The organism is Ruegeria sp. BHSB058, assembly GCF_059613285.1.
On record NZ_JBXWSF010000058.1, the window covers coordinates 1 to 26,745 of the forward strand.

The following is a 26,745-nucleotide window of genomic DNA, read 5'->3' on the forward strand; positions in this document are numbered from 1 at the left end:
TTCTGCGGATTCCACAAGAACTGGCGCTAGAAATATTGTCGGTAGATTATCTGTTTTCCGATTGAGGGCGGTTCTGCCGGCTTACTTGGACTTCCAGCTGTCCAACCAACGGCGCAACCGACCGCGCCGTTCATCAATAGCGTCGCCAGCCGCGTAAAGACTGTCCTCGACGCTGTCGATCATCGGATCGATCCGTGCTTTGCGGAACCGGCGCCAGCGCACCCAGATGGCCCAAACAAGTGCGAAAAACAGAGTCAGGAAGAAGATGTTGAACCACGGGATGATGCGGGCATCTGGTCCGTCGACCGGCTTGATGATGATTGCATTCGGGAAGATCGACAGGAATTCGTTTCGCCAACCATAATGCGTGACGGCCACCCATTCGGGATTGTCCTTGGTCGAAATGGCGTCATTTGCCTCGGTATACAGATTGGCGGTGTCAAATTTGAAATACGGCGGCCAGCCCCAGCCGGTATCTTCGTTGCGATAGACGATGGGCTTGCCGTTGGCCCGTACTGCCTGAATGAACTGCACGTCGCGGTTTGACAGGCTGGTCGATTGATCCTCGGGTTCCGACCAGAAGATGCGGGTCCAGTCGGTCAGGTCCTGCCGTTCCTCATAGGTGTTGACGATGCGCACCACGTCATGTTGGGGCAGGGAGTATTGCAGGAAAGCACCCAGTGTAACCCAGAAGATCAGGATGATTGCCCATTTGACATAGACCATTTGAGGGTCCTCACATGTAATTCACGATATAGATCAATACCGCGATTGCCACCCACGGTATGATATAGACACCAAGGATCAGTTTGCGACGGAACGAATTGTCATAGACCTTGAGCCCGCGTTCCACAAACGCTTCTTTGTTGCCCGTCTTGCGCTGTTCATCCCACCACGTTTCCAGCTTGTCGCGCCGGACATTGCGGGAATAGATCGACAGGACGACATAGGCAATCGTCTGCAGCACAAGCAAAATGAATATCAGCCGCAGCGCACCCAGCATCTCAACCTCTCCTGACCGCGCCCCAGGGGCCGGCGCGGTGAATGATGTCTTCGCTCACCTGGTCCTCGCCGCTCATATCGGGTTCGTGCCCGAAGAGTGCGGCGCGCGCGCCCGCCTTGTCCACCTGATATTCCCGCGCAAGGAAATCTGCCACATAGGCGCGCTTGGCATCCGGCCAGGTCGCATAGGTTCGATAAAACAGTTCCTTGTGGCAGATGAACATCTGGCGCGGGTCAAGCGGCGCCAGCTCGGCCAGCAGCATGTTGACCAGATCACGGTCGCGCGTGTCCGCCGCGCGCAGCGTGTAGAAATAGGCCGGGTGGTCCGAGGTGATGCGCGGCCACGACCCGCCATCCTCGGCCCAGCGCAGCAATTGCGCCAACCCGTGATAAGCTTCCGGCAACCGGTCCGCATGATTGCGTGCCAGACGGCGCATGTCGGTGCGATCCAGCCCGGTCAGGTCGATGCCCGCGCCAGCAGCGGTGTCGATGGTGATGAAATCCATCTTTTGCCGCAGGATCGCTGCCGCGTCGACGCCACGCGCCTTGACGATAGGTTCGACCAAGTCGTTGAGGTCCAGAAACTTGGCGATCCGGTTCCGCTCGGTCAGATCAAAGACGTAGCGGATCGGCAGGTCATCCGGTTTCGTGCCTGCACATATCGCCGCCGGGTGGTCCAGATCGGGAAACAAATAGAGCCCGCCGAAATGGGCCGTCCAGAAATTGCGCTGCTCAAAGGCCGTGTGGCGCAGGTGAACGGGGTTGCGCGTGACGTCGCCGGTTTCTTTGGCGGTTTCGATCATCCTGGCGATCAGTACGTCGTCGAACCAGGCGTCCTCTTCGGTCTTGAACCGCTCTACCATGCCCGCGAGTTGCTGCGCCTTGCGCAGAGTGCCGCCTGCGGTATCAGCCTCAATCTCGATCTTGCGTAGGTTCAGCAGATCATTGGGCGTCGTGAGCTTGAAAACCGAGTTCACCAACTCTCCGGCCACCGCATCGGTGGCGGTCAGGGCGAATAGCTGCGCTTCATTCATCTCGATGAACTCGCGCAGAATATCGCGCGAGGTCGAGAATTTGACGTTCAGCAACGGCGCGCGTTTCTGCTCGGTCGTCAGCAGGATGAACTGCCGGTTGACCCCGTTGGGGTTGAGGTAAAGCTCGTCCTCCAGCTCAATCCCCACCTCGGGCGAATAGCCCGAGATATCGACGTGGAAATCCGTCAGCGCCGTAGCCTTGCCCGCCAGATGCTGCAGCGCGCGATTATACCGCTCGACCAGAGCCGGGCTGGAGATGTGGACAAGGTTGCCGAACATCAGGCCTTTTTTGATGAGGCGGATCATATTCTTGGGTCTTTCGGAATTTTAAGTCCCCCGCCATTTGCTCTTAGGTATCCACAGATAAGTAGCAGCGGTATAGTCCAGCAGGGCAATAACAAGGCACTCCTGAAGACCACGTAGTCAAATTTATTGTCGCCAAGTCCACTGGTCCAAGGAGCGACGTCATGCAAATCTGCGCAAGTATATATTGCCCAGTAGGAAACCGCACTAGCAACGAACAAACCGATGAAAGACAGCAAAACGGCTGACCAGAAAGCTCGTTTTGCTACGCTTTGGAAAAAGACGGCTGCAAATACGCCGATAGCAATCAAAGTGATTGCCAAAGCGACATGCGCTTTAACACCGACCCCGCAGGAATAGTCCGCCATAAATCCAGCAATCAATAAACCTGAAATCAATTGGCCAAACCTCGTGTTCTAAGATCACTCATTATCCTGATCCTGTGGTGTATTCCTCTACTGTTCGTCACCCCTTCCCCTCCAGATACCGCCGCTTGGCCTCTTCCATCCTCGCCATCTCGCGGACAGCGTTTTCGATGGCGACCTCGTCGCTCTTGTCGGCATAGCGGAACTCGCTGTCGGCGTAGCGGTTGATCTCCTGGATCACCATCTCGACCGTGATCGGCTGGCGCAGGTCCTCGATCATGGCCTTCTTGGTGTCGTAGTCGCGGAACAGGAACAGGTCGGGGTTCTCCATCCATTCGTCGGGCAGTTCGAAATCCATCGCGCGGACCTTGACCGCGTCGGTGATGTTCTTGATCGCGCGACCGGTGAACCGTTCATCCGCCTGCTGGATCGCCTTGAGGTAGGTGCCCAGCTTGGCGATGGTGTCCATCTGGCCGATATCACCGGAAACCCGGTCATAGACCTGCAGCAAGGCATCCTCATGCGGGCGGGAGTGGCTCTCGAAACTGGCGGCGACGGCCTTCTTGATCTCCTGCGCGGCGTAGGCGTCGTGTTCGCCCAGCGGAATGTCGTGGTTGCGGCCCATCAGCAGGTGCAGGATGTCGATGTAATCCTCGCGCGTTTGCGGCCCGTCCACCAGGAACCGTGCGCCCGCCCGCTGGCGCAGGGCGTCGTCCACATTCTCGGGGTAGTTCGAGAACATGCCAAAGGTGCAGTTACCGCGTACAACGGTGTTGGCGCCGGCAAAGCTCTCCATCAGCACAGCGGTGATTTCCAGCTGCCCGGCTGACGACTGCCGGTCACCGCGCTTACCCGCCAGCTGGTCGATATCGTCGATGGTGCCGAAACCGATGACCGAGGGGTCGATGATCGTGTTGATAAAGGCCTTGGCGTTCTGGCCGGACTTGCCCTGATAGCTGTCGATATTGTCGGTGCTCAGGTTCTGATAGCGGAACGGATAGCCCGCGTTCTGGCAATACTCGTTGATCAGCCCGGCCATCATCTGGATCAGGGTGGTCTTGCCGGTGCCCGGTTTGCCGTCACCCATGAAGGTAAAGATGAACCCGCCAAGTTCCGCAAACGGGTTCAGGCGGCGGTCGAAGTCGTAGGCCATCAGCATCTTCGCCAGCTTCATCGCCTGATACTTGGCGATATGGTTGCCGACCACCTCGTTCGGCTTCTTGAACGTCATGGTCAAGGTGGTGGATTTTGCCTTGGAGGCCGGCTCGAACCCCCGGATCGTCAGGTCGTCGGCCTCGATATGCCAGGCTGCGCTCTGGAACGGGGCCAGATGACCTGCGGACCCTGCGCGCAGGGCGGATTTCTCCATCAGTTGCTCGGCATAGGCACTGGTGGCCGCGATCAGATGGGCGTCGTCGGGGGCGTGTTTGGCCAGCGTCTGGTCCAGCTCCCACAGCGCGCCGTGCAGGGCAAGTTGGCCATTGTCGGTCAGGATCTCTTCGATCTCGCCGATATCGACGGTGGTTTCGCCTAGGTGCGAGGACATCAGATAGGCCAGCGCATTGCCGAAGGTGTGAGACGTGATCAGCGCCTCAGCCGTCAGCAATTCCGAGAACTCGGTCTTGCGCGCAGCTGGCAGATCCCCGGCCAGATTGGCGCGTTTCAGGTCGGCCAATGGGGTCTGTTCCGCATAGGTGTCGGCCACGGCCAGAGCGATTGCGATGGCGCGGCGGATCGCTTGTTGTGCAGTTGCCTGCGGCGGCGAAACCAAGGCGTCACCATCATCCGACGCCTCGATCCGCTCAACCAGATGCACCCCGTCTGCGCGCACGGTCCGGCGTGTCACCAACCCCGGTGTCGTCGAGCGAAACCGCCGACCAGTCGAAACACCCGGCGAGCGTTCAACGGTGGCTTCTACCGCCTTGGCAATTCGCGGCGCATGCTCGAACCCGTTTAGCAAGGCGGTCGCCGCCGGATAGTGCTTGCGAATGTCGTCTTCGCGCAATTCCATCTGATCTGACGTCAAACTCATCTGTTTCCTCGCAATGTCGGGCTGAAGCCCGGCCTACTTTGTCGCGTAGGGTGGGTATCAACCCGTCACCTGCTCAATACCTCAACACTTGCCCAGCCTTGCCGACCACAAACTTTCGCACATCGGCAAACCCCGGCGGGTTGCGTTCGGCCAGCACCTGAAACGGGCGCTGTGGCAGGATGATCGACCGTTGGGTGCGGGTGGCCCCGGTCTCGGCCCCCTGCCCGCCAAAAGGATCCAGCGCAAAAACCTCACGCTCAACAGTTGAGAACCAGCCGGCGCGTTCCTCGATGACCTCCTCGCTGTGTAGCTCTTCGGTGGTCCAGGCCAGCGCCCAATCCTGCCCTTGCGGAGATTGCGCGTCCTCCAGCACCTGCCGCAAGGGGCCAGATTGTTCGGTAAACGCCGAAGAATACATCGGCCCCACATGAATGCGGCGCAGGTGTTTGGGATGCAGGTCATCGAAATCCTGATCAAAGCCCTTGGCGATGGTCACCAGTTTCAGCCCGCCCAAGGATTGCGCCATTAGGTGAGCCTGCACTTCGGGCCAGCGGCGTTGATCCTTGGGCAGGGCGGTTTTGCCGCTATCCTCCAACTGCATCAGGTAGATGACCGGCAGGTTGATCTGGCTGTCATAGACCGCCCAGTGGATCATGAACTTGCGCCGCTCGCCCTCATTCCCGATCCAGTGACATTCGGGATCGTTGCGGGCCCAGAACAGCTGACCTTTCAGCAATTCCTCATAATAGAGCCTTTGGGACAGCGCGAATTGCAACTTGGTCGGGATGTCCCGGTCACCGATGATGGTGCGAACCATGTCGGTTTTCAGGTCGTCTTCCGAGGGCATATTCGCCAAATGCACCTGCGCCTGTTGCGCGTCATTGGCCATGGTCAGCAACTCGGCCGCCACCGGAAACCCGCTGTCGCGCTTGTCCATGGCGAGGCTGCCAAAGAACCGCCCCGTGTCGCGCCCAACCAGCAGGTATTTCATGGACAGCGCGCGGAAGGTGTAGAGCAGCCCCGAAAGGTAGCGCGACACAATCCGCACCTCTTGCTTGCTGATCGCGCCCTCGGCCTCCATCGTCGCGGCCACGCGCAGGAGGTGGACGGTGATCACCTCGAACTTGCGGAAATACCGGCGCGAGGCGAAAGTGTCGGTCAGGCCGACATGGTCTTGGGTGGGGCTTCTATCGGTCATCTTGGAGCGTCCAAGTCCTTCCCGTTTTTGTCGATGTGAAACCACCAACGATATAGCGGCGAGCCAATACTATACAGCACAACCTCGGGATTAATCCCAACTAAACGCTGAAAACGAAGCCCCCTCTCGCTACCCCAACTCAGCCAGCACAAAAACCGAATGAGCCAAGCGCCAAAAGCCATCGAAAGCAGTATCTGGATAGTCTCGGGATAGATCGGCTTATGCTCTATTACACCCAACTTTTCTAAAAACTCTGGAACCATAAGTGGACCAGGGCTCAAGACCATCAATACTAACTGCTGGTAAGCAAAACGCACTTAACCACCATACAAATTCTTATCATGCTTCTCGACAATCGAGGCAAATCGGCGCGCGAACCGCTCATCCGCCTTGGCCTTTTTCTCCAGCACGTCGCGGGCAAAGACCATGTGGTCCTCATGCGCCTCAAGCATGTCGGCCATCTTCTGGTTGGTTGCGGTGCCGATGGCGGCCATGGCCGTCTGCGCCTCTTGATCGGTTTGCACACCAATCTCGTTGATGCGGTGGGCCACGTCCTGCTGCTGCGCGGTTTTCAGCGATTTGGTCAGGGCGTCATACAGCACCACGCGCTGCTGCGTGTCTGTCTGTAGTTTGTTGATCAGCACCATCTGCGTCGCCGCCTGGTTCTGCAGCGAGTCGACCCAGGTTTTGCCCTTTTCGATATAACGCTCCAGTGTCTGCGATTTAGCCAGCTTGACCTGTTCTTCCTGAACCTTGGCGTTGTATTGCTTGTTCAACTCGGCCAGTTCGGTCTCCAGCTGGGTCCGCGCGGCGGCGTCCTGTTCGACGCTGATCTTGTTTTCCAGCGTGATGATGGTCGGGTCCATGCCTTGTATTTCTGCGCGCAGCGCCTCTAACTCCTGAACCGTGAACTCGCGGTCATCAAGCGTCGCCGTCAGGTTGTCCTCGACCTTCACACGCTGCTCTTCCAGTACCGACAACTGCCCTTCCAGCAGCTTTACAATCACGTCGGATTTGGCGATCAGGTCTTGCAGTTTGTCGTCGATATTGGCGGTACGCATCCTTTCTTGCCGCATCGACTCGGACTTGGCCTTGGCGAAGATGCCCACGAAGCTCTCCCACCCGGTTTTCGAGCGCATCTCGTCGAAATCCTTGGAAAACGCGTTGGTGACGTCGTCCAGCCCCATGATCAGCTCGGCAATATTGGCGTTCATCACCTCGGTATGGGCGTGCACATCCTCAAGCGTGGCGTTTTCGATGTCGATATCGGCCTCGGCGGTGCCGATCTTGGCCCGTGCCGCTTCGATGCGCGAGGTCAGCCCCTCGATCTGCGATTGGCTTTCGCGGACCTTCTTCTGTGTATCTTCAATCAACGCTTCAAATTGCTGGTTCGACATTTTGCCCTCTCGTTTTTTCTTATTCAAGCTAGAGATAGGGTATGTTAAGTTAATTTACATCCCTGCCTTTTCAATTTTCACGCGAACTCTGACAAACCTTCTCCGAAAAGAAAAGAGATATGGCGGAACAGGGCGCCCCTGCGACGTCGCGCCCCGTTATCAAACAAAAAAGGGCCGCCTGATCTTGGGCAGCCCCTTCATCTTTTTCCAATACTCCCGCCGGAGGCTTGGCCCATCAGGGCCAAACCCGCTTAGCCAACGACGTTGAACTCCGGGCCATAAGGATAGCCGGTGATGTTTTCGTTGCCGTCTTCGTTGATGACCAGAATGTCGTGCTCGCGATAGCCCCCAGCGCCGGGTTGACCATCCGCAATCGTCAACATTGGTTCCATCGAAATCACCATGCCCGGTTCCAGAACCGTGTCGATGTCTTCGCGAAGTTCCAGCCCAGCCTCGCGGCCGTAATAGTGCGACAGCACGCCGAACGAGTGGCCATAGCCAAAAGTGCGATACTGCAGCAGGTCGCGTTCGGCGAAAAAGTCGTTGATCTTGTGGGTGATCTCGGCGCAGCTTGCACCGGGCTGCAACAGGCTCATGCCGTATTCATGAGCGGCGACATTTGCTTGCCAGATTTTCAGGCTGGCTTTGTCGACTTCCTCAACGAACATCGTCCGTTCAAGAGCAGTGTAGTAACCCGAGATCATGGGAAAGGTGTTCAAAGAGAGGATATCACCGCGCTGCAGAACGCGGCCTGTCACCGGGTTGTGTGCGCCGTCGGTATTGATGCCGGACTGGAACCAGACCCAAGTGTCGCGGTACTCGGCATCCGGAAACCGTTTTGCGATTTCCAATTCCATTGCATCACGGCCCGCCATCGCAACGTCAATCTCTCGCACACCAGCCTTGACAGCATCGCGGATGGCATAACCACCCACGTCCGCGACCTGTGCACCGTGGCGGATCAGCGCGATTTCTGCGGGCGATTTCATCATCCGTTGGCGCATGGTGGTTTCGAACATATCGACCATGGCCGAGGGCTTGAGAAAGTTTTCCAGCTTGTCGCGCTGCATCAGGCTCAGGTGGTCACTTTCATAACCGACCACCTGGCCTTCGCCGGCAACCGATAGAATGGCACGCCAATAATTGTCGCGCTGCCAGTCGGTATAGGTGATGTTGTCGCCATAGCATCGCCGCCATGGCTGGCCAGCATCGATGCCTGCGCTTATTGTGACCGACTCTGTTTCGGTGACGACCAAGCCATAGGGGCGGCCAAAAGCGCAATACAGAAAGCCCGAATAATAAGCGATGTTGTGCATCGACGTGAAAACGGCGGCACCAACACCTAGATCGGCCATGCGCGCGCGCAAGCCTTTCAGTCTGGCCTCGTATTCGGTGTCCTCGAACTGCAATTGGGTTTGTTGGCCGTTGTGATAACGGTAGAATTCCGGACGTGCGGTCATAAGACCCTCCTTGACAGAAGGTCCCGGCGTTCAGGACGGGGAAGTGGGCGCATGCATTGCGGCATGAGGCGACGCCATCGCCAGGGCCCGCGCGCAATCTGTACTATCGCAGAGAGTCGATCAAGCGGGAGTTTTCGTTATGTTTTGGTCAGATGAAAAATTTGATCAAATCTGGATTGATTCATAGGGCCGAGTGGACATAGACAAGTGCCAGACCACTTGATTGAGTGGGCGAAACCATTCTCTAGCCGGAGGCTGACCCATGCTGGATACGACGACCGATCTCAAATCGCTCCTGAAGAAACCGGAACTGCTGGCAACCAAAGCCTTTATCGGAGGTCAATGGGTTGATGGCGAAAACGGGACGTTTGCCGTGACCAATCCTGCACGCGGCGATGTGGTGGCCGAGGTGGCGGATGTCAGCCGGGCACAGGTTGCGGGAGCGATTGCGCAAGCAGAGGCGGCACAGAAAGAGTGGGCGAAATACACTGGCAAGGAACGCGCTGCGATCCTGCGTCGCTGGTATGACCTGATGATGGAAAATGCCGAGGACTTGGGTAAAATCCTGACCGCCGAGCAGGGAAAGCCGCTGGCCGAAGCGATTGGCGAGATCGGATATGGCGCGTCCTTCATCGAATTCTTTGGCGAAGAGGCCAAACGCATCTATGGTGAGACCATACCGGGGCATCAGCGGGACAAGCGGATCATGGTGCTGAAACAGCCGATTGGTGTTGCAGCGTCGATCACTCCGTGGAACTTCCCCAACGCGATGATTACCCGCAAAGCGGGTCCGGCGCTGGCCGCTGGCTGCGCGTTCGTCGCGCGCCCTGCCGCAGAAACGCCGTTGTCTGCGTTGGTTCTTGCTGTGCTGGCAGAGCAGGCTGGTATTCCAGCAGGCGTGTTTAGCGTGGTTCCGTCCTCACGCGCCAGCGAGATCGGCAAGGAATTCTGCGAAAACCCGGGCATTCGCAAGCTGACCTTTACCGGTTCGACCGAAGTTGGCCGTATACTGCTGCGTCAGGCAGCCGATCAGGTGATGAAATGCTCTATGGAGTTGGGTGGGAACGCGCCATTCATCGTGTTTGACGACGCCGATCTGGATGCAGCCGTCGAAGGCGCAATGATGTGCAAGTTCCGCAATAACGGCCAGACTTGTGTTTGTGCCAACAGGATCTATGTCCAAGCCGGTGTATATGACGCATTCGCAGCCAGGCTGAAGGCGGCAGTTGAGGCCCTCAAGGTTGGCGATGGTTTGGCCGAAGGCACAACGACCGGGCCATTGATCAATGCTGATGCCGTTGAAAAGGTGCGCGAGCATATCAAGGATGTTACCTCGCATGGCGGCGCGGTTCTGACTGGTGGGCTGCCCCACGATTTGGGGGGTACATTCTTTCAGCCAACGATTGTGACAGGTGTGACACAGAACATGAAAGTCGCACAGGAAGAAACTTTCGGCCCACTTGCCCCCCTCTTCAAGTTTGATGACGTGGATGATGTGATAGCGATGGCCAATGACACGATTTTCGGGCTGGCCGCCTATTTCTATGCCAAGGATCTTCGCCGGGTTTACAAGGTTGCAGAGGCGCTGGAATACGGAATCGTGGGCGTCAATACCGGCATCATCTCAACAGAGGTCGCGCCATTCGGCGGCGTCAAACAGTCTGGTCTCGGTCGCGAAGGCAGCCACCATGGGATCGAGGACTATCTTGAAATGAAGTATATTTGCATGTCGGTGTAAGAGCATTGAAATCGAGTTCAAAGCTCGCCGTTAGGCGGGCTTTTCTGCTTGGGTAATTTTCAATCCATTGTTGATTTTTCAAATGGCGTACCTTCGCAACTTTTGCGATCAAACCGCTTGCATGGGTGTTGCAAGGCCCCTAAATCACAGCGTTATGGCCAAACCGAAATCAGACCCGAATTACAAGGTGATCGCCGAGAACCGGCGCGCGCGCTTCGATTATGCTATCGAGGACGATATCGAGTGCGGCGTTGTTCTTGATGGGTCCGAGGTCAAGGCCCTGCGCGCGGGTGGATCGAACATCGCCGACAGCTACGCAGCGGTGGAAAACGGTGAATTATGGTTGGTCAACTCCTATATCCCGCCCTATGAACAGGCCAAAGTGTTCAAGCACGAAGAACGCCGTCGACGCAAGTTGTTGGTATCACGAAAACAGATGTCGGATCTGTGGAACGCTACCCAACGCAAGGGAATGACCTTGGTTCCGCTGGTGCTCTATTTCAACCACAAGGGACTGGCGAAGATTAAGATTGGAATAGCCAAGGGCAAAAAGTTGCACGACAAGCGTGAAACCGAGGCGAAACGCGATTGGTCTCGCCAAAAACAGCGGTTGATGAAAGATCACGGATGATTATTGGCACGGTTTTCCGCCGGTCAAGCTTCAATATCGACAATCAAATGTGACTGTCGTGGTGCGCAATGGACAAACGCATACGTAGGCGAACTCTTGCAAAACTCTCCGACTATGCGGCATAGTTGTGTCAATTTAGTGGCATTATAGAGCCAATACAGGCGCCTCCAGGCCCGGCAAGGGTCTGCCTCACCCAAGCTTTGGGTGGGTGTTGTGTACCTCATGGAGGGGGTGTGGGTTGACCTGTTTGCGTCTTGCTGGAGCTTTTGTCCTCTTTCTGCTTGTCTTATTCCCGGCCAGTCGGGTGTTTGCTGCAATCGGCAAAGTGATAGACGTCCGCCAGGGGGCCAGTGTGACATCTGGCGGGGATGATCGTGTGATGCGTGCCGGAATGGTCGTCGAAAACGGCGACGTCATTACAACGGATGGTAGCGGGGTCGTTCAGATCCTGTTCAGCGACGAAACCAAGATTGCAATAGGCCCCAATACACGCATGGTATTGGATGTTTCGATGATGCGTGGCGATCAGGCCGCCAGGAATTTTGCGGTCAAGGCGCTGGGGGGTAGTTTCCGTTTCATATCCGGAAACAGCCGGAAGTCGGCCTATTCGATCACGACGCCGACCGCGACCATGGGTGTCCGCGGAACAATTTTTGATGTTTGGGTTCTGGGTGAACAACAAAGCACGATGGTGATCCTCGAAGGCACCGTCCGGATGTGCGGCATACGCAACAGATGCTCGTTCGTGCGAGGGCAATGCTCGATGGTTGCCACAACGCCGGGGGGCGGTGTCGGTCGTCCGATCGATAACCAACAGGCTGTTCGTGCGTTGAACAACGGATTTCCGTTCATCCTGTCCCAAAGCCAACTGGATCCTGCCTTTCGGGCAGATGTCGGCGGTTGTGGAAGCTTTGCTGTTGTGCCAACTGGGGCGGGCATCATCCCAATTCGCGCTGTACCCGTACCTAAAACGCCGGTTACGCCAGATCCACCCGTGGTCGATACAGCAACCCCACCTTCTGATCCTCCTCCATCCCCTCCGACGACCGAACCGCCTTCGCCGCCTCAGCCTCAGCCACCAGGCATTCTGGGCTTCCCGGGGCAGAGCGGTGTAGCCGGGGGCAACAGTCGTGGCCAAGGGAACGCGGTGAGTGACGGTCAGCATGGTACTGGCGCCGGGAATGGGCAGGGTGCCGCCAATCGCGGCGGAAATGGCCCAGATACAGGAGCAACCGGCGATGGTCCCGGTCAAAGTGCGGGGCAAGGTAATTCAGGGTCGGCGCCGGGCGGAGGTAAAGGAAGTGCTTCTTCCGCCGGTTCAGGAAATGGCAAAGGCGTTGGGGTTGGTGGATCGCCGGGACAAAGCGCCGGGCGCGGAAGCTCTGCCGGTCGTGGCGAGGTCGGTGCCGGAAGCAATGGCGGTGGAAACGGGTCATCGGGCGAGAAAGGAGGAAGAGGTTGATGGGCCCGGGATCGAAAGCTGAGTGACATGGCCTGGCTGACCGCAAGCAAGCAGCGCAATTGGACGTTTCGGGGTATTGGGCTGTTGCTGATCCTTTTGGGGTGCCTGCTGCGGATATCGGATCCTTATCCGGTTCAGGCCGCACGGATGATCTATTTCGATTATCTGCAGCGGTTGTCCCCCCGAGACTTCAATCCTGAACTGCCGGTCCGTGTCGTCGATATCGACGAAGCCTCATTGTCTGAAATCGGTCATTGGCCCTGGCCGCGCACGAAGCTGGCCGAGCTTGTCCAAAGGCTTGGAGAATATGGGGCGGCGGCCATTGCGTTTGATATGCTGTTTGCCGAACCGGACAGGTATTCCCCCGCGCGATTATCGGGGGACCCGGCTTTCAAGGAACTGTTGCGGGATGATATTGCGGCAACCCTCTTAGACAACGATATCCGGTTTGCAAATACCATTGCAGAATGGCCGGTAGTTCTTGGTGTAGCGGCCAGACTGCAAAGTGACGGTTTCGAAGTAGCGCCGAAGACCGGCATCGTCGAGATTGGTGAGCGCCCGACGTCAAGGTTGCCTCGTGTATCCAGTTGGACACCTCTGGCAACGCCTTTGGGAGAAACAGCGCTAGGGATTGGCGGTGTAAACGTCTCGCCGCTCGGTGGGCTTGGTGTGGTCCGCACGGTTCCCCTTTTGTGGATGGGGCCCACCGGGGCCTTGCCCAGTCTGAATGTCGAAGTTCTGCGTGTTGCCACCGGCGTAGCTAATATCTTTGTCGAGGGTTCCCAGGATGAACCCGGTGTCATGCTTTCGCTGGACTTCGGTGGCTTTCAGGTGCCGACAACGGAAAACGGTGAGATATGGGTGCGATACAGACGCGATGATCCCGGACTTTACCTTTCAGCAAAGGATGTCCTCAAGACGGGTCTGGATTCCGCTTTTCAGAAAGAAATCCAAGGTCGGATCATATTGGTGGGTACATCAGCTGCGGGCCTGCTGGATATCCGCGAAACCGCTCTGGGAGAGTCGGTTCCAGGCGTATCGATCCATGCCCAGATCATCGAGCAAATCCTTCTCGGAGAGGTTCTGCGCCGCAGCGATGTTACGGCCGCCTTGGAATTGATCGCGTTCATCGCATTGGGATTGATAGTGACCAGCGTCATGTCCGGCTCAGGCGCGGTCCCATCGTTCGTCTCGGGTGGGATTGCGGCGACATCGGTTGTCGGGGTGAGCTGGTTTGCCTTTCACGCCAACTCCATCTTATTTGATGTGACATTTCCACTAATTGGTGGAATGGCGAATTTCGGATTGCTGGCTGGGTATCAGTACATCGTGACCGAGCGCGACAAGCGCGCGATCAGGCAGACGTTTTCCCACTATGTCGCTCCAGAGATTCTGGACGAAATGGAAGCGAGCGGTCAGGCCTTGAAACTTGGCGGTGAAACGCAGGACATAACCGTCATGTTCTCGGACATTCGCGGTTTCACCCCGTTGTCTGAAATACTACCCGCGTCCGAACTCGTGACCCTGCTGAACGCGTTGTTTTCCAAACTGGGAGAACAAATTCTTGCGGAAAAGGGCACGATCGACAAGTTCATCGGTGATGCCATCATGGCGTTCTGGAATGCACCGTTGCCGGTTGAGGACCACCCGGCGCGGGCGGTGTGTGCCGCATTGGCGATGCGGCGGGCAATGGCCGAATTCAACGCCTCCCAAAAGATGGACGGGCAGGCCTCTTTGGCGCTGGCAACTGGCTGCGCCACTGGCAGCGCTTGTGTCGGCAATATCGGATCGCGAAAAAGGTTCAACTACACGGCCATTGGCGACGTGGTAAATGTTGCCTCGCGTCTCGAGGTCGCTTGCCGATACGTCAATTATGACATTGTTGTGTCGAAGCCGGTTTACGAAGCGACTAAAGGCAAGCTTGCCATGTTGGAAGCAGGTGCTGTTCACCTCAGGGGAAAATCCGAACCAGAATCGATTTTTGTTGTTGTTGGCGATCAGGAAGTTTTGACGTCGCAGGGCTTTGCAAGGCTGGCAGAAGCCCATTCCAAGATGATGGAAAAACTGCAAGATGCCGAACAAACTCGGGACATGGCCGCGTTGGCGTCTGACTGCGCGCAACTGGCCTCAAAGGTAGAACCCGGACTGGCTGCATTCTATAGGGAAATACCAAGGCGGGTTCAGGATTTTTCTCAGCACATCGCCACGACCGATATCGCCTTCAGGCATTTCGAGCGTTCGCGAATGGCCGGTGAATGACCACAGATCAATATCGGGCTTTGATTTCGGTGCGCGCAATTTCTTTCGCTTTTTGGCGTTCGCGCAAAAAGACGAACAGCCCGGCCCCTATGATCATCGACATGCCCAGCCAAACCACTGTCCCCGGCAATTGTCCCCAGATTAACCAGCCCCAGAATACGGCCATCGGCAGGCCGACATATTCAAATGGGGCGACAGTTGCTGCGTCGGCAACCCGATAGGCTTGGGCCAGGCAATAGGCAACGATTCCCGAGTTCAAGCCAAGCCAAATCACAAAAACCCAATCTTCGTTCGCAGGCCATACCCAGGCACGCAAAAGAAAACTTAGACTGGGGTTGTCTGTCCCCGCTACGAAGCGCCCATCACCTGCAACCAGATAGAAGCCAACGGAGACGGGGATGAACATGCCTTGGATATAGGTTGCCAGCGCCGAGGCCGACGTCGTTGCGCCGAGTTTTCGTGTCATGAGTTGGTTCAATGCATAGGCAAGCGCTGAAAGAACCGGCAGCATCAATACAAGCCGATTTGCATCCATCGTGTCGCTACCTTGCCAAGGCCGTTGCATGACGACGACGCCAACAAATCCGACGACGACTGCGCCGATCCGCAACGGACCGACTTTCTCGCCAAGGACCGGGATAGAAAGGACGGTAATGAACAGTGGCGCAGCAAAGAATAGCGCTGTCGCATCGGCAAGCGGTGCTGCGGCGAGTGCAACAAAGAAGGTCATGTTTGATATCACGACCAAAAGACATCGCACGGTATGCAAAAATGGATGGCGTGTTCGCAAAATTCCGACGCCACCTTCGAAATATACCAGCGCTAGCGATAGAACCATGCCGATCGACGACCTCAGGAACACTATCTCGTGCAAGGGATAATCGCCAGAAAACTGCTTGATCAGCATGTCGTTGACAGAAATCGCAAACATGCCACAAATGATAAAGGCGATACCGGCGGCTGACCGGTTTTGTTGTACATGTGACACGGTAGGCTCTCCCAGCGAACGACTTGATGTTTTGCCAAGCAGAAACACCGCTATCATAAGGACTTTGGAGTTCCCAATCTCAATATCGGAGTTGTACCTGTTGCGCAGGTCTGCCTTCTGGCGCAAGGTTTTGACCGGATACGCACGACGGCAGAGGAGGTGCAGGCATGCACATGAGTGATACTCGGGAGATCCAGGCGACACCTGCGGAAGTTTATGCGGCGTTACTGGACCCTGCTGTTCTCAAAGAATGCGTGTCTGGCGCGCAAGAGGTCACCGGAAACCCGGAGGACGGTTATGAAGCGACCGTTGTTCAAAAGGTTGGTCCGGTCAAGGCAACCTTCAAAGGCACCGTGACCATGTCCGGCATGTTGAAAAACGAGCGTCTTACCATCGCCGGGGAAGGAAAGGGAGGCGCTGCCGGTTTCGCAAAGGGCGAGGCGGCGGTGACATTGGCTCCGGCCGATGGTGGTGGCACTGTGTTGTCCTATGATGTCGATGCAAAGGTTGGAGGAAAGCTTGCACAGTTGGGAAGCCGACTGATCGACGGGTTTGCCAAGAAAATGGCGGATCAGTTTTTCGAGAACCTTCAGGCACATCTCGAAGGCCCGGCTGAACTGGTGGAAGAGTTAGACGAGCCTGCCAAAAAGAAAGGCTGGCTTGGTAAGCTGACAGGTTCGTCCTGAATTTGCGCAATCGCGCAAGCTTCTGTGCGCAAATGGCCTGTTCTGTCAGCCCGGCGCGCGATAGGGTCTCCGGCAGAACGGGGAACAGGCATGTCGACCATTTTGTCCATCAAGAACCTGCGCAAGTCTTATGCTGACGGTTTTGAGGCGTTGAAAGGCGTCACGCTCGACATCGAGGAAGGTGAGATTCTTGCCTTGCTCGGGCCAAATGGCGCTGGCAAAACCACATTGATTTCCACGATTTGCGGCATCACTACCCCATCGTCGGGAACTGTGACTGTTGGTGGTTATGACATTCAGAACGATTTTCGATCGGCCCGTCGAATGATTGGCCTGGTTCCGCAAGAGATTGCGCTTGAACCGTTCGAAAAGGTCTGGAACACGGTCCGGTTCTCGCGCGGGCTGTTCGGGCATCGGATGGATGATGCAAAGATCGAGGGTATCCTGCGCAAACTCTCGCTTTGGGACAAGCGCAAGAACGCTATCAAGGAACTGTCCGGCGGCATGAAACGAAGGGTGCTTATTGCCAAGGCGCTGGCGCATGAGCCGCGTGTCCTTTTTCTGGACGAACCTACCGCAGGCGTGGATGTGGAACTGCGCAAGGACATGTGGGATATCGTAGCTGAACTGAAGCAGAGCGGCGTCACCATCATCCTGACCACACATTATATCGAAGAGGCCGAGGCAATCGCCGACAGGGTAGGCGTCATCAACAAAGGCGAGTTGCTGTTGGTGCAGGACAAGAGCACCCTTATGGCGCAGATGGGCCAAAAGCAGATTGAGGTGATGCTGACTGAGCCGATCACTGCGGTTCCCGAAAGTCTTAGCCATCACAAACTGTCACTAAGCGGGAATGGCGAAGCGCTGGTCTATACGTATGATACCCATGCCGAGCGGACCGGTATCACTACGTTGCTGAACGACGTTGCAGAGGCGGGACTTGTTCTGAGAGATGTGCAGACACGACAATCCAGCCTGGAAGAAATCTTTGTCAATCTGGTGTCGGGGGACATGCAATGAACTGGGCCGCAATCGCTGCGATCTACCGCTTCGAGATGGCACGTTTCTTTCGCACGCTGGCGCAAAGCTTTTTGTCGCCGGTGATTTCCACATCGCTCTATTTTGTGGTTTTTGGAACAGCTATCGGCAGTCGCATTCAGGAAGTCGAAGGCGTCTCCTATGGTGCGTTCATTGTTCCTGGTCTGATCATGCTATCAGTTGTCATGTTGTCGATTTCGAACGCGTCGTTTGGCATCTACTTTCCCAAATTCCTTGGAACGATTTATGAATTGCTGTCCGCGCCCGTGAACTTCTTGGAAATCGTTATCGGCTATGTCGGAGCGGCCGCGACAAAGGCGTTGTTTGTCGGGCTGGTGATTCTGGTCACATCGACCTTCTTTGTCGATATCCGGGTAGAGCATCCCTTGGCCATGGCTGCGTTCCTGATTTTGTCGTGCCTCAGCTTTGCGCTGCTCGGGTTTATCGTTGGCATCTGGGCAAGTAACTTCGAACAGATGTCTCTTATCCCGCAATTGGTGGTGACGCCGTTGATTTTTCTTGGCGGCACGTTTTATTCCATTTCTATGCTTCCTCCGGTCTGGCAGACGATTACACTCTTCAACCCGGTGGTTTATCTGATCTCGGGATTTCGGTGGTCGTTCTATGGATTGGCCGATGTACCCATCGGGTTCAGCCTGCTGGCCATAGTCGTGTTTACCGGAATTTGCCTTGGAATCATCTGGTGGATCTTCAAAACAGGTTGGCGTCTTCGTAGCTGAAATCGCACGGGGGCGTTGCATTTTTGCCCTCCGATTGTTTGAATTTGGTTCACGTTTCGCTTCTGTCACGTGGGGCGTCTTGTTTACGGCTTGGCCGCACTCTACATCGGCATCCATGAACTTTCGCCTGCCGTTTCTAAAAAAACCGCCAGTTGTGGCCGTGGTCCGTTTGTCCGGTGCCATCGGGATGGTCGGGCGTGCGTCGCTGAATGACAATGCGCTGACACCAGTGCTGGAGAAGGCATTTCGCAAGGGTAAACCCGTTGCGGTGGCACTGGAGATCAACTCGCCGGGTGGTTCGCCGGTGCAAAGCTCACTGATCGGCGCCCGCATCCGGCGTTTGAGTGAAGAACTGAAAATCCCGGTTTTCGCCTTTGTCGAGGATGTGGCAGCCTCGGGCGGTTATTGGCTCGCTGTCGCGGCGGATGAAATCTGGGCTGATGACAGCTCGGTTCTGGGGTCCATCGGCGTGATTTCCGCCGGGTTCGGAGCGCATGTATTTCTGGCGCGACAGGGGATTGAACGTCGCGTGCACACCGCAGGAAAGTCCAAATCGATGCTGGATCCTTTCGCGCCGGAAAAAGAGGATGATGTCGAACGACTCAATGTCCTTCTCGAAGACATTCATGCTAATTTCATCGCTCATGTTCGAAATCGCCGCGGAGACAAATTAAACCGGGGCGAGGACTTGTTCACCGGTGAGGTCTGGTTGGCCAAGCGAGCAACCGAACTTGGCCTGATCGACGGAGTTGGTCATCTGAAGCCCAAGATGCAGGAACGATTTGGCCAGAAGGTCAAGTTTCGACGCTATGGCGTGCGCCGCCCGATCTGGACGCGGTTTGGGGCACAGGTGGCGCAGGATGCTATCGCTGGCGTAGAGGAACGCGCAGCCTACGCGCGTTTCGGGCTTTGACGTGATCATCAAGGCTGTCACCCTTTTTCTCATTGGCATGGCCGTTCTGGCGATGTTCGGAAAACTCAGGTTTCCCGGGCAAAAGCGGTTGGCGTCAGCGCGGTGCAAGCGCTGTGGACGTTTTCGGATCGGCAAGGGTCCCTGTGCCTGCGAAAAAGGGGGGCGGACATGACCGCATGGGTATTATCAGCGCTGGGCCTGTTGATTCTGTTGCTGGCTGGCGATGCGCTGGTTCGGGGGGCGGTAAATCTCAGTTTGCGCCTTGGAGTTCCCGCGTTGATCGTGAGCCTGACCATCGTCGCGTTCGGGACTTCTGCGCCGGAACTCCTGATTGCGATCAAGGCGGTGCAGGAAAATGCACCGGGTATTGCACTAGGCAACGTCGTCGGTTCGAATACAGCCAATATCCTGCTGGTTCTGGGCATACCCGCTATGCTTGCCACCCTTCACACTAGCGAGTGCAATACGCGGCGGAACTATGTGTTCATGCTGATCGCGTCCGTACTGTTCATTGCGCTGGCATTCTGCGGTACGTTCACGCTGGCTAGTGGGGCCATCCTGTTGGTGGGATTGTTCTTGATCCTGATGAACGCCTTTCGGCAGGCGCATGCGCACCGCAAGGCTTGCAACGGCGCTTGTGCGGACGAGGAAGGTCTTGAAACGCTGGAAGAAGCTGATCCGGACATGCCGTATTGGCGCGTCGCTGTTTACTTGATCCTTGGATTGATTGGTTTGCCGATGGGGGCGCATCTGTTGGTGGACAATGCCGCCATCATCGCCCGAACCTACGGTGTCAGCGAAACCGTGATCGGCCTGACTTTGATTGCTGTTGGCACTTCTTTGCCTGAACTGGCGACGACTGTCATGGCAGCCCTCAGGCGTCAGGCCGACGTAGCACTTGGCAACGTGATTGGTTCGAACATGTTCAACCTGTTGGCCATTGTCGGGATTGCCACTCTGTTTGGAAACATCGAAGTCGATCCGGAGTTTCTGGAATTCGACCTGTGGGTCATGCTGGGGGCATCGCTTTTGTTGATCCCCTTTGTGTTTCTCCAGCAGAACATCACCCGTTTTTGGGGGCTTGCGCTGACGGGGCTCTACGGGATTTATGTGGTTGCCGTACTGACCTGAGGTCTCAGAAACAGGGAGATTTGCATGACCCGAGCTCTCGTGACCGGCGCCGGACTGCGTTTGGGTCGTGCCATGGCCCTGTACCTTGCTGATCGCGGTTTCGATGTCGTCGTCCACTATGCGCGCTCGCAAGAGCAAGCGGAGGACACCGTGCGGGCGATATCGGCCAAAGGGCGCACAGCAATAAGCTTGCAGGCGGATCTTTTGGATGAGGTACAGACAGTGGCCTTGTTGCCTCGTGCAGCAGAAGCACTGGGAGGGCCGATCACCTGTCTTGTCAATAACGCATCTATCTTTGAATACGACAACATTCATACCGCGACTCGGCAGAGTTGGGATCGTCACATGGACAGCAATCTGCGCGCGCCGTTTGTTCTGACGCAGGCGATGGCGAGGCAAGGGTTGGCCCACAGGATGGATGAGTTTGGTGAACCCGTTGCGTCGGGTCTAATTGTCAACATGGTCGACATGCGGGTAAGGAAACCAACGCCCGAGTTCATGACTTACTCATTGGCCAAAATGGGGCTTTGGGCTTTGACGCGCACGGCGGCTCAAGCATTGACGCCAGCCATCCGTGTGAATGCTATTGGTCCCGGACCCACGTTGCAGGGACATCGGCAAAGCGACGCACATTTTTCTGCCCAAAGAGCGAATACGATCTTGGAACGGGGCGCGCACCCGTCTGACATTACCGCCGCGTTGGGATATTTTCTGGACGCCCCGGCAGTCACCGGGCAGTTACTTTGCGTCGACGGCGGACAGCATTTGGGATGGCGTACACCGGATGTTCTGGGACCCGAATAACGAGTATACGCTGCAAGTTTTGCACCGCTCTCAAAAGCGTTACCGATACGTTACAAAAATGTCTTTTGTTTCATATACTTGTCAGGCCATCAAAAAAATATATCGAAGAATCAAGCAGTTATGATAATGCCTATTTTTTGTGCAACTCAAGGAAGGCACCTGTAAACAAGGAAAAATCCCGATGCCCCAAAAGTTATCGGCACACTTATCCACAGAAATCGTGGATTTGTTTTCTCTTGAAATCGGTGCTCCAAGATTGCAGCCATGGCCAGAGAATCATAGTTCAAGGCAATGACGCACCACGGCGACGATATTCCTGCAATCCCACAGACAGGCTATGCCTGTATTCAGGGATATATGAAAACTCTGGACAGTTCACCCGGTGTATATCGGATGCTCGATGCTGATAGTCGGGTGCTTTATGTCGGCAAGGCGCGGAACTTGCGGGCACGGGTTTCGAACTATACCAGGCCGGGTCATTCAGGGCGGATCGAGCGAATGATAGCGGCCACCGCTTCGATGATGTTTCTGACTACCAAGACTGAAACCGAAGCGTTGCTGCTAGAACAGAACCTGATCAAGCAACTTAAGCCCAAATACAATGTGCTGCTGCGCGACGACAAAAGCTTTCCCAATATTCTGGTGGCCAAGGATCACCCCTTTTCCCAGATCAAGAAACACCGTGGCGCGAAGAAGGAAAAGGGCGCCTATTTTGGTCCCTTTGCCAGTGCGGGAGCCGTGAACCGCACGCTGAACCAGCTGCAAAAGGCCTTTCTTCTGCGCAACTGTTCGGATTCGATGTTTGATAGCCGTACGCGACCTTGTCTGCTTTACCAAATCAAACGTTGTTCAGGACCATGTGTTGGACTGATCTCCGAAGCGGACTACCGTGAAAGCGTCAAGGATGCCGAAAGGTTTTTGTCCGGTCGGTCGACCAAGGTGCAAGAGGATTTGGCAGCACAGATGATGGCAGCATCGGAGGCGATGGAATTTGAGCGCGCCGCCAGCTTGCGCGACCGCATACGGGCACTGACGCAGGTGCAGACGAGTCAGGGTATCAATCCTCGCGGTGTCACCGAAGCGGATGTCATCGGACTCTACATGGAAAGCGGGCAGGCTTGTGTTCAGGTATTCTTTATCCGCGCCAACCAGAACTGGGGCAACAAGGACTTTTATCCGCGTGTTGGGCCGGACGTTTCGCCTGCCGAAGTGATGGAGGCTTTCCTTGGCCAGTTTTACGACAACAAGGAACCGCCCCGGCAATTGATCCTGTCCGACGAAATTGAAAACGCTGACTTGATGCAGGAGGCCTTGACGGGAAAAGTTAGACGCAAGGTCGAAATCCTGGTCCCCCAACGTGGCGAGAAGCATGAGTTGGTGACCGGTGCACTAAGAAATGCGCGCGAGTCTCTTGCCCGCCGCATGTCCGAAAGTGCTACGCAAGCCAAGCTGTTGCGCGGCATTGCCGAGGCGTTTGAACTGGACGGGCCGCCGAACCGGATCGAAGTCTATGACAACTCACATATTCAAGGCACAAGCGCGGTCGGCGGCATGATTGTGGCCGGGCCGGATGGGTTCATGAAAAACGCCTATCGCAAATTCAATATCCGTGGCGACGACCTGACACCGGGCGACGATTTTGGAATGATGAAAGAAGTTCTAGGCCGCCGCTTTTCCCGGTTGCTGAAAGAAGACCCGGACCGGGACAAAGGGTTGTGGCCGGATTTGCTTCTGATCGACGGTGGTTCTGGACAGGTCGGTGCTGTGCACGAGATAATGTCCCAACACGGGGTCGAGGATATTCCGATAGTAGGTGTCGCAAAGGGAATAGACCGCGACCACGGCAAAGAGGAGTTCCACCGCATTGGCCAGCGCCCTTTTGCGCTGAAACGCAATGACCCGGTGCTGTATTTCATCCAGCGCTTGCGTGATGAAGCACACCGGTTTGCTATCGGCACCCACCGTGCCAAACGGGCCAAAGCCGTCGGCGCGACCCCGTTGGACGAAATTCCCGGTGTGGGTATGGCCCGCAAGCGGGCACTTCTGACTCATTTCGGCAGTGCCAAGGCTGTCAGCCGGGCAAATTTGGCAGACCTTAAAGCGGTCGAAGGGATATCAGCCGGGTTGGCGCAAAAGGTGTATGATTTCTTCCACGACAAGGGTTAGGCCCGCCGCCCGCGCCACAGTATATAAAGCCCCGAGGTCACGATCAGCGCGCTTCCGATCCACATGTTTCGATCCAGGCTTTCGCCGAACATTATCACGCCCAAAACAATACCGAACAGCAAACGCGTGTAGCGGAACGGGGTGACGACCGAAACCTCGCCCGTGCGCATCGCTTTCATCAGTGCGGTATAGGCTATTACCCCCATCAGAACCGCGCCGCTCAGATGCTGGCATGTGTGCAAGCTAAGCGGTGCAATTGGCGCAACTTCCCATAATCGATAGACAAGACCTGCAACGATGATGCTAAGAAAGCCATAAAATCCAAGAACTTCAGCCCCCAAGTTGGTCGGGGCCGCGCGACTGGCCAGATCGCGTCCGGCAAAGCCCAGCATGCCCAGCACTGCCAGAATCGACAGGGCGGAAAAACTGTTACCAGTTGGTTGCAAAAAAAGGATGACACCGATCATGCCGACGATAATGGCGCTCCACTGTCGCCAGCGAACGGTTTCGCCAAAAAACAGCGCCGCCCCCGCGACCACGACAAGAGGCGTGGCTTGCAAGATGACGGTAGCCGAGGACAAGGGTGTCAGGGCGATGGCCAGAAAATAGAACAACCGGCCAAGTACTTCGAACACCCCCCTTACCTTCATCGGGCGTGACAGCACATCGGGTTGAAACAGACGAACCCTGCGTACCTGCGCCACGCCCGCGAAAACAACGGCTCCGCCAGCACCAAACAGTACTAAAACCTGCCAAATTGGCAAAGAGGCAAAGGCCGCCTTCAGCAGCGAGTCTTCCAGTGCAAAGCCCGCCATCGCGGCAATCATCCAAAGACTGCCGGCCAAATTCGATCGGGCATCGGTTCGGATTTGGGTAGTCATGATGCGCTTTCTGGCTTGGCTCTGTCGCGCAAACTGACTGCAATACTGGCAAAGGCCAACCCGTATCGTTCAGAGACTTCAAGACTGCGGCGCTTTGACCAAGCTTCTGTGATAAGTCGAGTTTTTTGGCACTTTGGCTTTTCTGTCCGTAACCGCCGATGTAGGGTCCGCTGCATGAAATGGAACTTGCCCAATATCCTGACTGTTCTGCGCCTTTTGGCTGCCCCCGGGCTGGCTGTGATGTTTTTGTACTTTACCCGGCCTTATGCGGATTGGTTCGCGTTGATTCTATTCGTGACCGCCGCAGTTACCGACTGGTTCGACGGATATTTGGCCCGGGCATGGAAACAGGAAACCAAGATGGGTGCGATGATGGACCCGATCGCCGATAAGGCAATGGTAGTCATCGCATTGATGATTATCGTCGGGTATTCCGCTGAACATTGGACACCCTGGTTGGTGCTGCCTGCCACGTTCATCCTGTTTCGCGAGGTTTTCGTTTCCGGTTTGCGCGAGTATCTTGGCGATGTCTCAGGCACGCTCAAGGTGACTAAGCTTGCCAAGTGGAAGACAACATCACAGATGATTGCCATCGCGGTTTTGTTCGGTCAGGGGATATTCGAGCACTACCTGGTGATGTCCTCGTTCGGGATGGATCAGCAGTTGGTCGAGCAGATCATGACCGGGCAGGTGGAAGACCTTCACGGCTTGCGCTGGAAATACCACGGTATGGTCTGGGCCGGGCGTGTTGGTCTGTGGTTGCTGTGGATTGCAGCTGGTCTGACGTTGATCACCGGCTATGATTACCTACGTAAAGCTATGCCGCATCTGAAGGATACGTAAGACATGGACATTCTGTATTTCGCCTGGGTTCGCGAACGCATCGGATTGCCGAAAGAAAGAGTTGAAACCAATGCGGCGACTGTTTCGGAATTGGTCGATGAGTTGCGGATGCGCGAGGTCCGGTACGAAGTGGCTTTTGCCGACCTCTCGGCGCTTCGGGTGGCTCTGGATCAGGAGCTTTCGGATTTTGATGCCTCTTTGTCCGGCGTCAGAGAGGTTGCGTTCTTTCCGCCCATGACCGGAGGGTGATTTCCGTGCGCGTAGCTGTTCAGGAAGAACCCTTCGATCTAGGGACAGAAGTCAGTTCTTTCGCTGCCAGAGGAGCGGCAAACGGTGCCATCGTGACGTTCACAGGGGTGGTGCGTGATCTTGCGGAGGACGATCTCGCCGTGATGGAGATCGAGCATTACCCCGGTATGACCGAGAAAGCATTGTCGAAAATCGCTCTGGAAGCGAAAGAACGTTGGGCATTGGGTGATGTTCTAGTCATCCATCGTTATGGCCGGCTCGCACCCGGTGACCGGATCATGATGGTCGCCACTGCGGCCCGCCATCGCAAGGATGCCTTCGAGGCTGCCGAGTATTTGATGGACTACCTGAAGTCTCGGGCACCGTTCTGGAAAAAGGAAATCACAGCTGGTGGCGCTGGTTGGGTTGCAGCCAAGGATGAAGACGAAGACGCTTTGGCCCGTTGGTAGTTCGGTTGTTCCCTGGGTAAAACTAGCCTTTGTGCTTAGCCTGCCAATTGTACCCTTAACTCTTCGGCTTCTTGCCGTGCCGCTCGCAATCCATCCATCGCCGCGGACAGTTCCGCTTCTGTCTGTGTTAACTGATTGGTTAATTCGGCTTCGCGCTGCTGAAGATACGTGATCGCCTGATCGCGGGTTTCTTCCGCTTCGTGCAACTCCCGACTCATACGGTCCAGATCAGCCACGTCGCTTTGGCGAACACGGGACAGCCGGTGAACCAGCCAGTTGGTGAACCAGCCCAGTGAAAACGCCACGAACAGGATGATCGCGGTGGCGATAATGAATTCGGTTCTGTTCATGTCACTGATCCTCTGCCTGCTCTTGCGATGTGTTGTCCGCCTGTTTCCCGGTCGGCCGCTCTTTTGCCTGTTCCGCCGCCTCCAGCCCGGTCTTACGCTCGGTCACGGGTTCAGGGCGAACCAGCCTGAAATCGATCCGCCGATTCTCTTCGCGGCCTTCTTCGGTCCCGTTATCCCCGATCGGCTGGCTTTCGCCATAGCCGATCGCGGCGAAACTCGACGTTGGCACGCGCCGGGCGCGCAGTTCGTTGAGAATAGACTGCGCGCGCGCTTGGCTAAGTTTCTGGTTCATCTCTTCGCGGCCCTGGCTGTCGGTGTGGCCTTGAATTTCCATCCGGATTGGTCCGCATTCTCTCAGGATGTTCGCAATTCGGTTCACCGTTTCCAAGGAGTCGGTCGACACCGTGGTAGAGCCGGGTTCGAATGTGATTTTGTTGCCTTGCTGAATAACGGCTATGTCTGCTTCGCACACTTCCGGGTCCGGCAATGCATCCTCGGGTTCGGGCAGGGGTTCGAAACTGATGTCCAGCTTGAAGTCCTGAGCCTCGCCTAGTTTGTCGGATAGCAACCGTGATATGTCTGCATTTGCATCTTCGTCATGACTCATGCCGCGGATGATGACTGTT

General features: G+C 56.1%; 26 protein-coding genes. 14 read left to right on the top strand and 12 right to left on the bottom strand.

Translation table 11 applies throughout. The features are described 5' to 3' along the window. Nucleotides 1–81 precede the first annotated feature (81 nt). From AC2FNB_RS14365 to AC2FNB_RS14400, 8 genes are all read right to left on the bottom strand, one after another. The gene (locus AC2FNB_RS14365; protein WP_480748627.1) at nt 82–726 is read right to left on the bottom strand and encodes a DUF1523 family protein; all 645 of its coding nucleotides are present in this window, start codon (nt 724–726) and stop codon (nt 82–84) included. Nucleotides 727–736: 10 nt separating this feature from the next. Continuing rightward, nucleotides 737–1,003, bottom strand: coding sequence for a hypothetical protein (locus AC2FNB_RS14370; protein ID WP_480748628.1), 267 nt, complete (start codon nt 1,001–1,003; stop codon nt 737–739). Nucleotide 1,004: 1 nt separating this feature from the next. After that, nucleotides 1,005–2,342 carry a DUF6638 family protein gene (locus tag AC2FNB_RS14375; RefSeq protein ID WP_496747369.1) on the bottom strand — a complete coding sequence of 446 codons (1,338 nt, stop codon included), beginning with the start codon at nt 2,340–2,342 and terminating at the stop codon, nt 1,005–1,007. After that, nucleotides 2,339–2,737, bottom strand: coding sequence for a hypothetical protein (locus AC2FNB_RS14380; RefSeq protein ID WP_496747371.1), 399 nt, complete (start codon nt 2,735–2,737; stop codon nt 2,339–2,341). Before AC2FNB_RS14380 ends, AC2FNB_RS14375 begins: the two co-directional genes overlap by 4 nt. Before the next feature lie 67 nt (nt 2,738–2,804). Further along, on the bottom strand, nt 2,805–4,736 hold the full coding sequence (locus tag AC2FNB_RS14385; RefSeq protein WP_496747373.1) for an AAA family ATPase: 1,932 nt from the start codon (nt 4,734–4,736) through the stop codon (nt 2,805–2,807). Between the two features lie 73 nt (nt 4,737–4,809). Then, entirely contained in the window at nt 4,810–5,934 is a 1,125-nt protein-coding gene (locus tag AC2FNB_RS14390; RefSeq protein ID WP_496747375.1) for a hypothetical protein, read from the bottom strand. A gap of 317 nt (nt 5,935–6,251) precedes the next feature. Then, complete coding sequence (locus AC2FNB_RS14395) at nt 6,252–7,331, bottom strand: hypothetical protein (RefSeq protein ID WP_496747377.1); 1,080 nt, start codon at nt 7,329–7,331, stop codon at nt 6,252–6,254. 251 nt (nt 7,332–7,582) lie between these two features. Beyond that, nucleotides 7,583–8,791, bottom strand: coding sequence for a M24 family metallopeptidase (locus tag AC2FNB_RS14400; protein ID WP_496747379.1), 1,209 nt, complete (start codon nt 8,789–8,791; stop codon nt 7,583–7,585). A 262-nt stretch (nt 8,792–9,053) separates the two neighbouring features. On the opposite strand from AC2FNB_RS14400, the gene AC2FNB_RS14405 reads away from it, so the two are divergent. The 4 genes from AC2FNB_RS14405 to AC2FNB_RS14420 all read left to right on the top strand — a co-directional run bounded on the left by AC2FNB_RS14405 (nt 9,054) and on the right by AC2FNB_RS14420 (nt 14,881). Further along, a complete protein-coding gene (locus AC2FNB_RS14405; RefSeq protein ID WP_496747381.1) occupies nt 9,054–10,529 on the top strand; it encodes an NAD-dependent succinate-semialdehyde dehydrogenase in 1,476 nt (491 codons plus the stop codon). A gap of 154 nt (nt 10,530–10,683) precedes the next feature. After that, nucleotides 10,684–11,160 carry an SsrA-binding protein SmpB gene (gene smpB / locus AC2FNB_RS14410; RefSeq protein ID WP_496747383.1) on the top strand — a complete coding sequence of 159 codons (477 nt, stop codon included), beginning with the start codon at nt 10,684–10,686 and terminating at the stop codon, nt 11,158–11,160. A 352-nt stretch (nt 11,161–11,512) separates the two neighbouring features. Beyond that, entirely contained in the window at nt 11,513–12,622 is a 1,110-nt protein-coding gene (locus tag AC2FNB_RS14415; protein WP_496747385.1) for a FecR family protein, read from the top strand. A 27-nt stretch (nt 12,623–12,649) separates the two neighbouring features. Continuing rightward, the gene (locus tag AC2FNB_RS14420) at nt 12,650–14,881 is read left to right on the top strand and encodes a CHASE2 domain-containing protein (RefSeq protein WP_496747387.1); all 2,232 of its coding nucleotides are present in this window, start codon (nt 12,650–12,652) and stop codon (nt 14,879–14,881) included. Between the two features lie 7 nt (nt 14,882–14,888). Here AC2FNB_RS14420 and AC2FNB_RS14425 read toward each other — a convergent pair whose 3' ends face one another. Further along, a complete protein-coding gene (locus AC2FNB_RS14425) occupies nt 14,889–15,869 on the bottom strand; it encodes a DMT family transporter (RefSeq protein ID WP_496747389.1) in 981 nt (326 codons plus the stop codon). A gap of 167 nt (nt 15,870–16,036) precedes the next feature. Between AC2FNB_RS14425 and AC2FNB_RS14430 the strand changes: the two genes are divergently transcribed. The 7 genes from AC2FNB_RS14430 to uvrC all read left to right on the top strand — a co-directional run bounded on the left by AC2FNB_RS14430 (nt 16,037) and on the right by uvrC (nt 23,347). Then, on the top strand, nt 16,037–16,555 hold the full coding sequence (locus AC2FNB_RS14430; protein WP_496747391.1) for an SRPBCC family protein: 519 nt from the start codon (nt 16,037–16,039) through the stop codon (nt 16,553–16,555). Between the two features lie 90 nt (nt 16,556–16,645). Continuing rightward, complete coding sequence (locus AC2FNB_RS14435; RefSeq protein ID WP_480748641.1) at nt 16,646–17,575, top strand: ABC transporter ATP-binding protein; 930 nt, start codon at nt 16,646–16,648, stop codon at nt 17,573–17,575. After that, on the top strand, nt 17,572–18,333 hold the full coding sequence (locus tag AC2FNB_RS14440; RefSeq protein WP_480748642.1) for an ABC transporter permease: 762 nt from the start codon (nt 17,572–17,574) through the stop codon (nt 18,331–18,333). The genes AC2FNB_RS14435 and AC2FNB_RS14440 overlap by 4 nt, the downstream gene beginning before the upstream one ends. 115 nt (nt 18,334–18,448) lie before the next feature. Beyond that, nucleotides 18,449–19,246, top strand: a complete 798-nt coding sequence (locus tag AC2FNB_RS14445; RefSeq protein ID WP_496747394.1) for a S49 family peptidase — start codon at nt 18,449–18,451, stop codon at nt 19,244–19,246. Between the two features lie 168 nt (nt 19,247–19,414). Next, entirely contained in the window at nt 19,415–20,377 is a 963-nt protein-coding gene (locus AC2FNB_RS14450) for a calcium/sodium antiporter (protein WP_480748644.1), read from the top strand. Between the two features lie 24 nt (nt 20,378–20,401). Beyond that, nucleotides 20,402–21,181 (top strand): SDR family oxidoreductase, encoded by a 780-nt coding sequence (locus AC2FNB_RS14455; RefSeq protein WP_496747396.1) that lies wholly within the window; start codon nt 20,402–20,404, stop codon nt 21,179–21,181. Nucleotides 21,182–21,472: 291 nt separating this feature from the next. Next, entirely contained in the window at nt 21,473–23,347 is a 1,875-nt protein-coding gene (gene uvrC, locus AC2FNB_RS14460; RefSeq protein WP_496747397.1) for an excinuclease ABC subunit UvrC, read from the top strand. Here the strand turns inward: uvrC and AC2FNB_RS14465 are convergent. Then, nucleotides 23,344–24,228 (bottom strand): DMT family transporter, encoded by an 885-nt coding sequence (locus AC2FNB_RS14465; protein WP_480748647.1) that lies wholly within the window; start codon nt 24,226–24,228, stop codon nt 23,344–23,346. The two genes, uvrC and AC2FNB_RS14465, sit on opposite strands and share 4 nt — an antisense overlap. Before the next feature lie 174 nt (nt 24,229–24,402). Between AC2FNB_RS14465 and pgsA the strand changes: the two genes are divergently transcribed. The 3 genes from pgsA to AC2FNB_RS14480 are packed head-to-tail and all read left to right on the top strand — an operon-like array spanning nt 24,403 to nt 25,769. Continuing rightward, a complete protein-coding gene (pgsA, locus tag AC2FNB_RS14470; protein WP_480748648.1) occupies nt 24,403–25,071 on the top strand; it encodes a CDP-diacylglycerol--glycerol-3-phosphate 3-phosphatidyltransferase in 669 nt (222 codons plus the stop codon). Between the two features lie 3 nt (nt 25,072–25,074). Further along, nucleotides 25,075–25,320 (top strand): molybdopterin converting factor subunit 1, encoded by a 246-nt coding sequence (gene moaD / locus AC2FNB_RS14475; protein WP_480748649.1) that lies wholly within the window; start codon nt 25,075–25,077, stop codon nt 25,318–25,320. 5 nt (nt 25,321–25,325) lie between these two features. Next, entirely contained in the window at nt 25,326–25,769 is a 444-nt protein-coding gene (locus AC2FNB_RS14480) for a molybdenum cofactor biosynthesis protein MoaE (RefSeq protein WP_496747399.1), read from the top strand. Nucleotides 25,770–25,804: 35 nt separating this feature from the next. Here the strand turns inward: AC2FNB_RS14480 and AC2FNB_RS14485 are convergent, their stop codons facing one another. Together AC2FNB_RS14485 and AC2FNB_RS14490 are read right to left on the bottom strand one after the other, a co-directional pair. After that, entirely contained in the window at nt 25,805–26,119 is a 315-nt protein-coding gene (locus tag AC2FNB_RS14485; RefSeq protein WP_496747401.1) for a hypothetical protein, read from the bottom strand. Between the two features lies 1 nt (nt 26,120). Continuing rightward, nucleotides 26,121–26,745 (bottom strand): OmpA family protein (locus tag AC2FNB_RS14490; protein ID WP_496747403.1); only part of this gene is annotated, 625 nt, incomplete at its 5' end.

What these genes read in the sequence shown, in the direction of transcription:
- AC2FNB_RS14365 (WP_480748627.1), bottom strand. Translation starts at nt 726, where the DNA reads ATGGTCTATGTCAAATGGGCAATCATCCTGATCTTCTGGGTTACACTG.
- AC2FNB_RS14370 (WP_480748628.1), bottom strand. Translation starts at nt 1,003, where the DNA reads ATGCTGGGTGCGCTGCGGCTGATATTCATTTTGCTTGTGCTGCAGACG.
- AC2FNB_RS14375 (WP_496747369.1), bottom strand. Translation starts at nt 2,342, where the DNA reads ATGATCCGCCTCATCAAAAAAGGCCTGATGTTCGGCAACCTTGTCCAC.
- AC2FNB_RS14385 (WP_496747373.1), bottom strand. Translation starts at nt 4,736, where the DNA reads ATGAGTTTGACGTCAGATCAGATGGAATTGCGCGAAGACGACATTCGC.
- AC2FNB_RS14390 (WP_496747375.1), bottom strand. Translation starts at nt 5,934, where the DNA reads ATGACCGATAGAAGCCCCACCCAAGACCATGTCGGCCTGACCGACACT.
- AC2FNB_RS14395 (WP_496747377.1), bottom strand. Translation starts at nt 7,331, where the DNA reads ATGTCGAACCAGCAATTTGAAGCGTTGATTGAAGATACACAGAAGAAG.
- AC2FNB_RS14400 (WP_496747379.1), bottom strand. Translation starts at nt 8,791, where the DNA reads ATGACCGCACGTCCGGAATTCTACCGTTATCACAACGGCCAACAAACC.
- AC2FNB_RS14405 (WP_496747381.1), top strand. Translation starts at nt 9,054, where the DNA reads ATGCTGGATACGACGACCGATCTCAAATCGCTCCTGAAGAAACCGGAA.
- smpB (WP_496747383.1), top strand. Translation starts at nt 10,684, where the DNA reads ATGGCCAAACCGAAATCAGACCCGAATTACAAGGTGATCGCCGAGAAC.
- AC2FNB_RS14420 (WP_496747387.1), top strand. Translation starts at nt 12,650, where the DNA reads ATGGCCTGGCTGACCGCAAGCAAGCAGCGCAATTGGACGTTTCGGGGT.
- AC2FNB_RS14430 (WP_496747391.1), top strand. Translation starts at nt 16,037, where the DNA reads ATGCACATGAGTGATACTCGGGAGATCCAGGCGACACCTGCGGAAGTT.
- AC2FNB_RS14435 (WP_480748641.1), top strand. Translation starts at nt 16,646, where the DNA reads ATGTCGACCATTTTGTCCATCAAGAACCTGCGCAAGTCTTATGCTGAC.
- AC2FNB_RS14440 (WP_480748642.1), top strand. Translation starts at nt 17,572, where the DNA reads ATGAACTGGGCCGCAATCGCTGCGATCTACCGCTTCGAGATGGCACGT.
- AC2FNB_RS14445 (WP_496747394.1), top strand. Translation starts at nt 18,449, where the DNA reads ATGAACTTTCGCCTGCCGTTTCTAAAAAAACCGCCAGTTGTGGCCGTG.
- AC2FNB_RS14450 (WP_480748644.1), top strand. Translation starts at nt 19,415, where the DNA reads ATGACCGCATGGGTATTATCAGCGCTGGGCCTGTTGATTCTGTTGCTG.
- AC2FNB_RS14455 (WP_496747396.1), top strand. Translation starts at nt 20,402, where the DNA reads ATGACCCGAGCTCTCGTGACCGGCGCCGGACTGCGTTTGGGTCGTGCC.
- uvrC (WP_496747397.1), top strand. Translation starts at nt 21,473, where the DNA reads ATGACGCACCACGGCGACGATATTCCTGCAATCCCACAGACAGGCTAT.
- AC2FNB_RS14465 (WP_480748647.1), bottom strand. Translation starts at nt 24,228, where the DNA reads ATGACTACCCAAATCCGAACCGATGCCCGATCGAATTTGGCCGGCAGT.
- pgsA (WP_480748648.1), top strand. Translation starts at nt 24,403, where the DNA reads ATGAAATGGAACTTGCCCAATATCCTGACTGTTCTGCGCCTTTTGGCT.
- moaD (WP_480748649.1), top strand. Translation starts at nt 25,075, where the DNA reads ATGGACATTCTGTATTTCGCCTGGGTTCGCGAACGCATCGGATTGCCG.
- AC2FNB_RS14485 (WP_496747401.1), bottom strand. Translation starts at nt 26,119, where the DNA reads ATGAACAGAACCGAATTCATTATCGCCACCGCGATCATCCTGTTCGTG.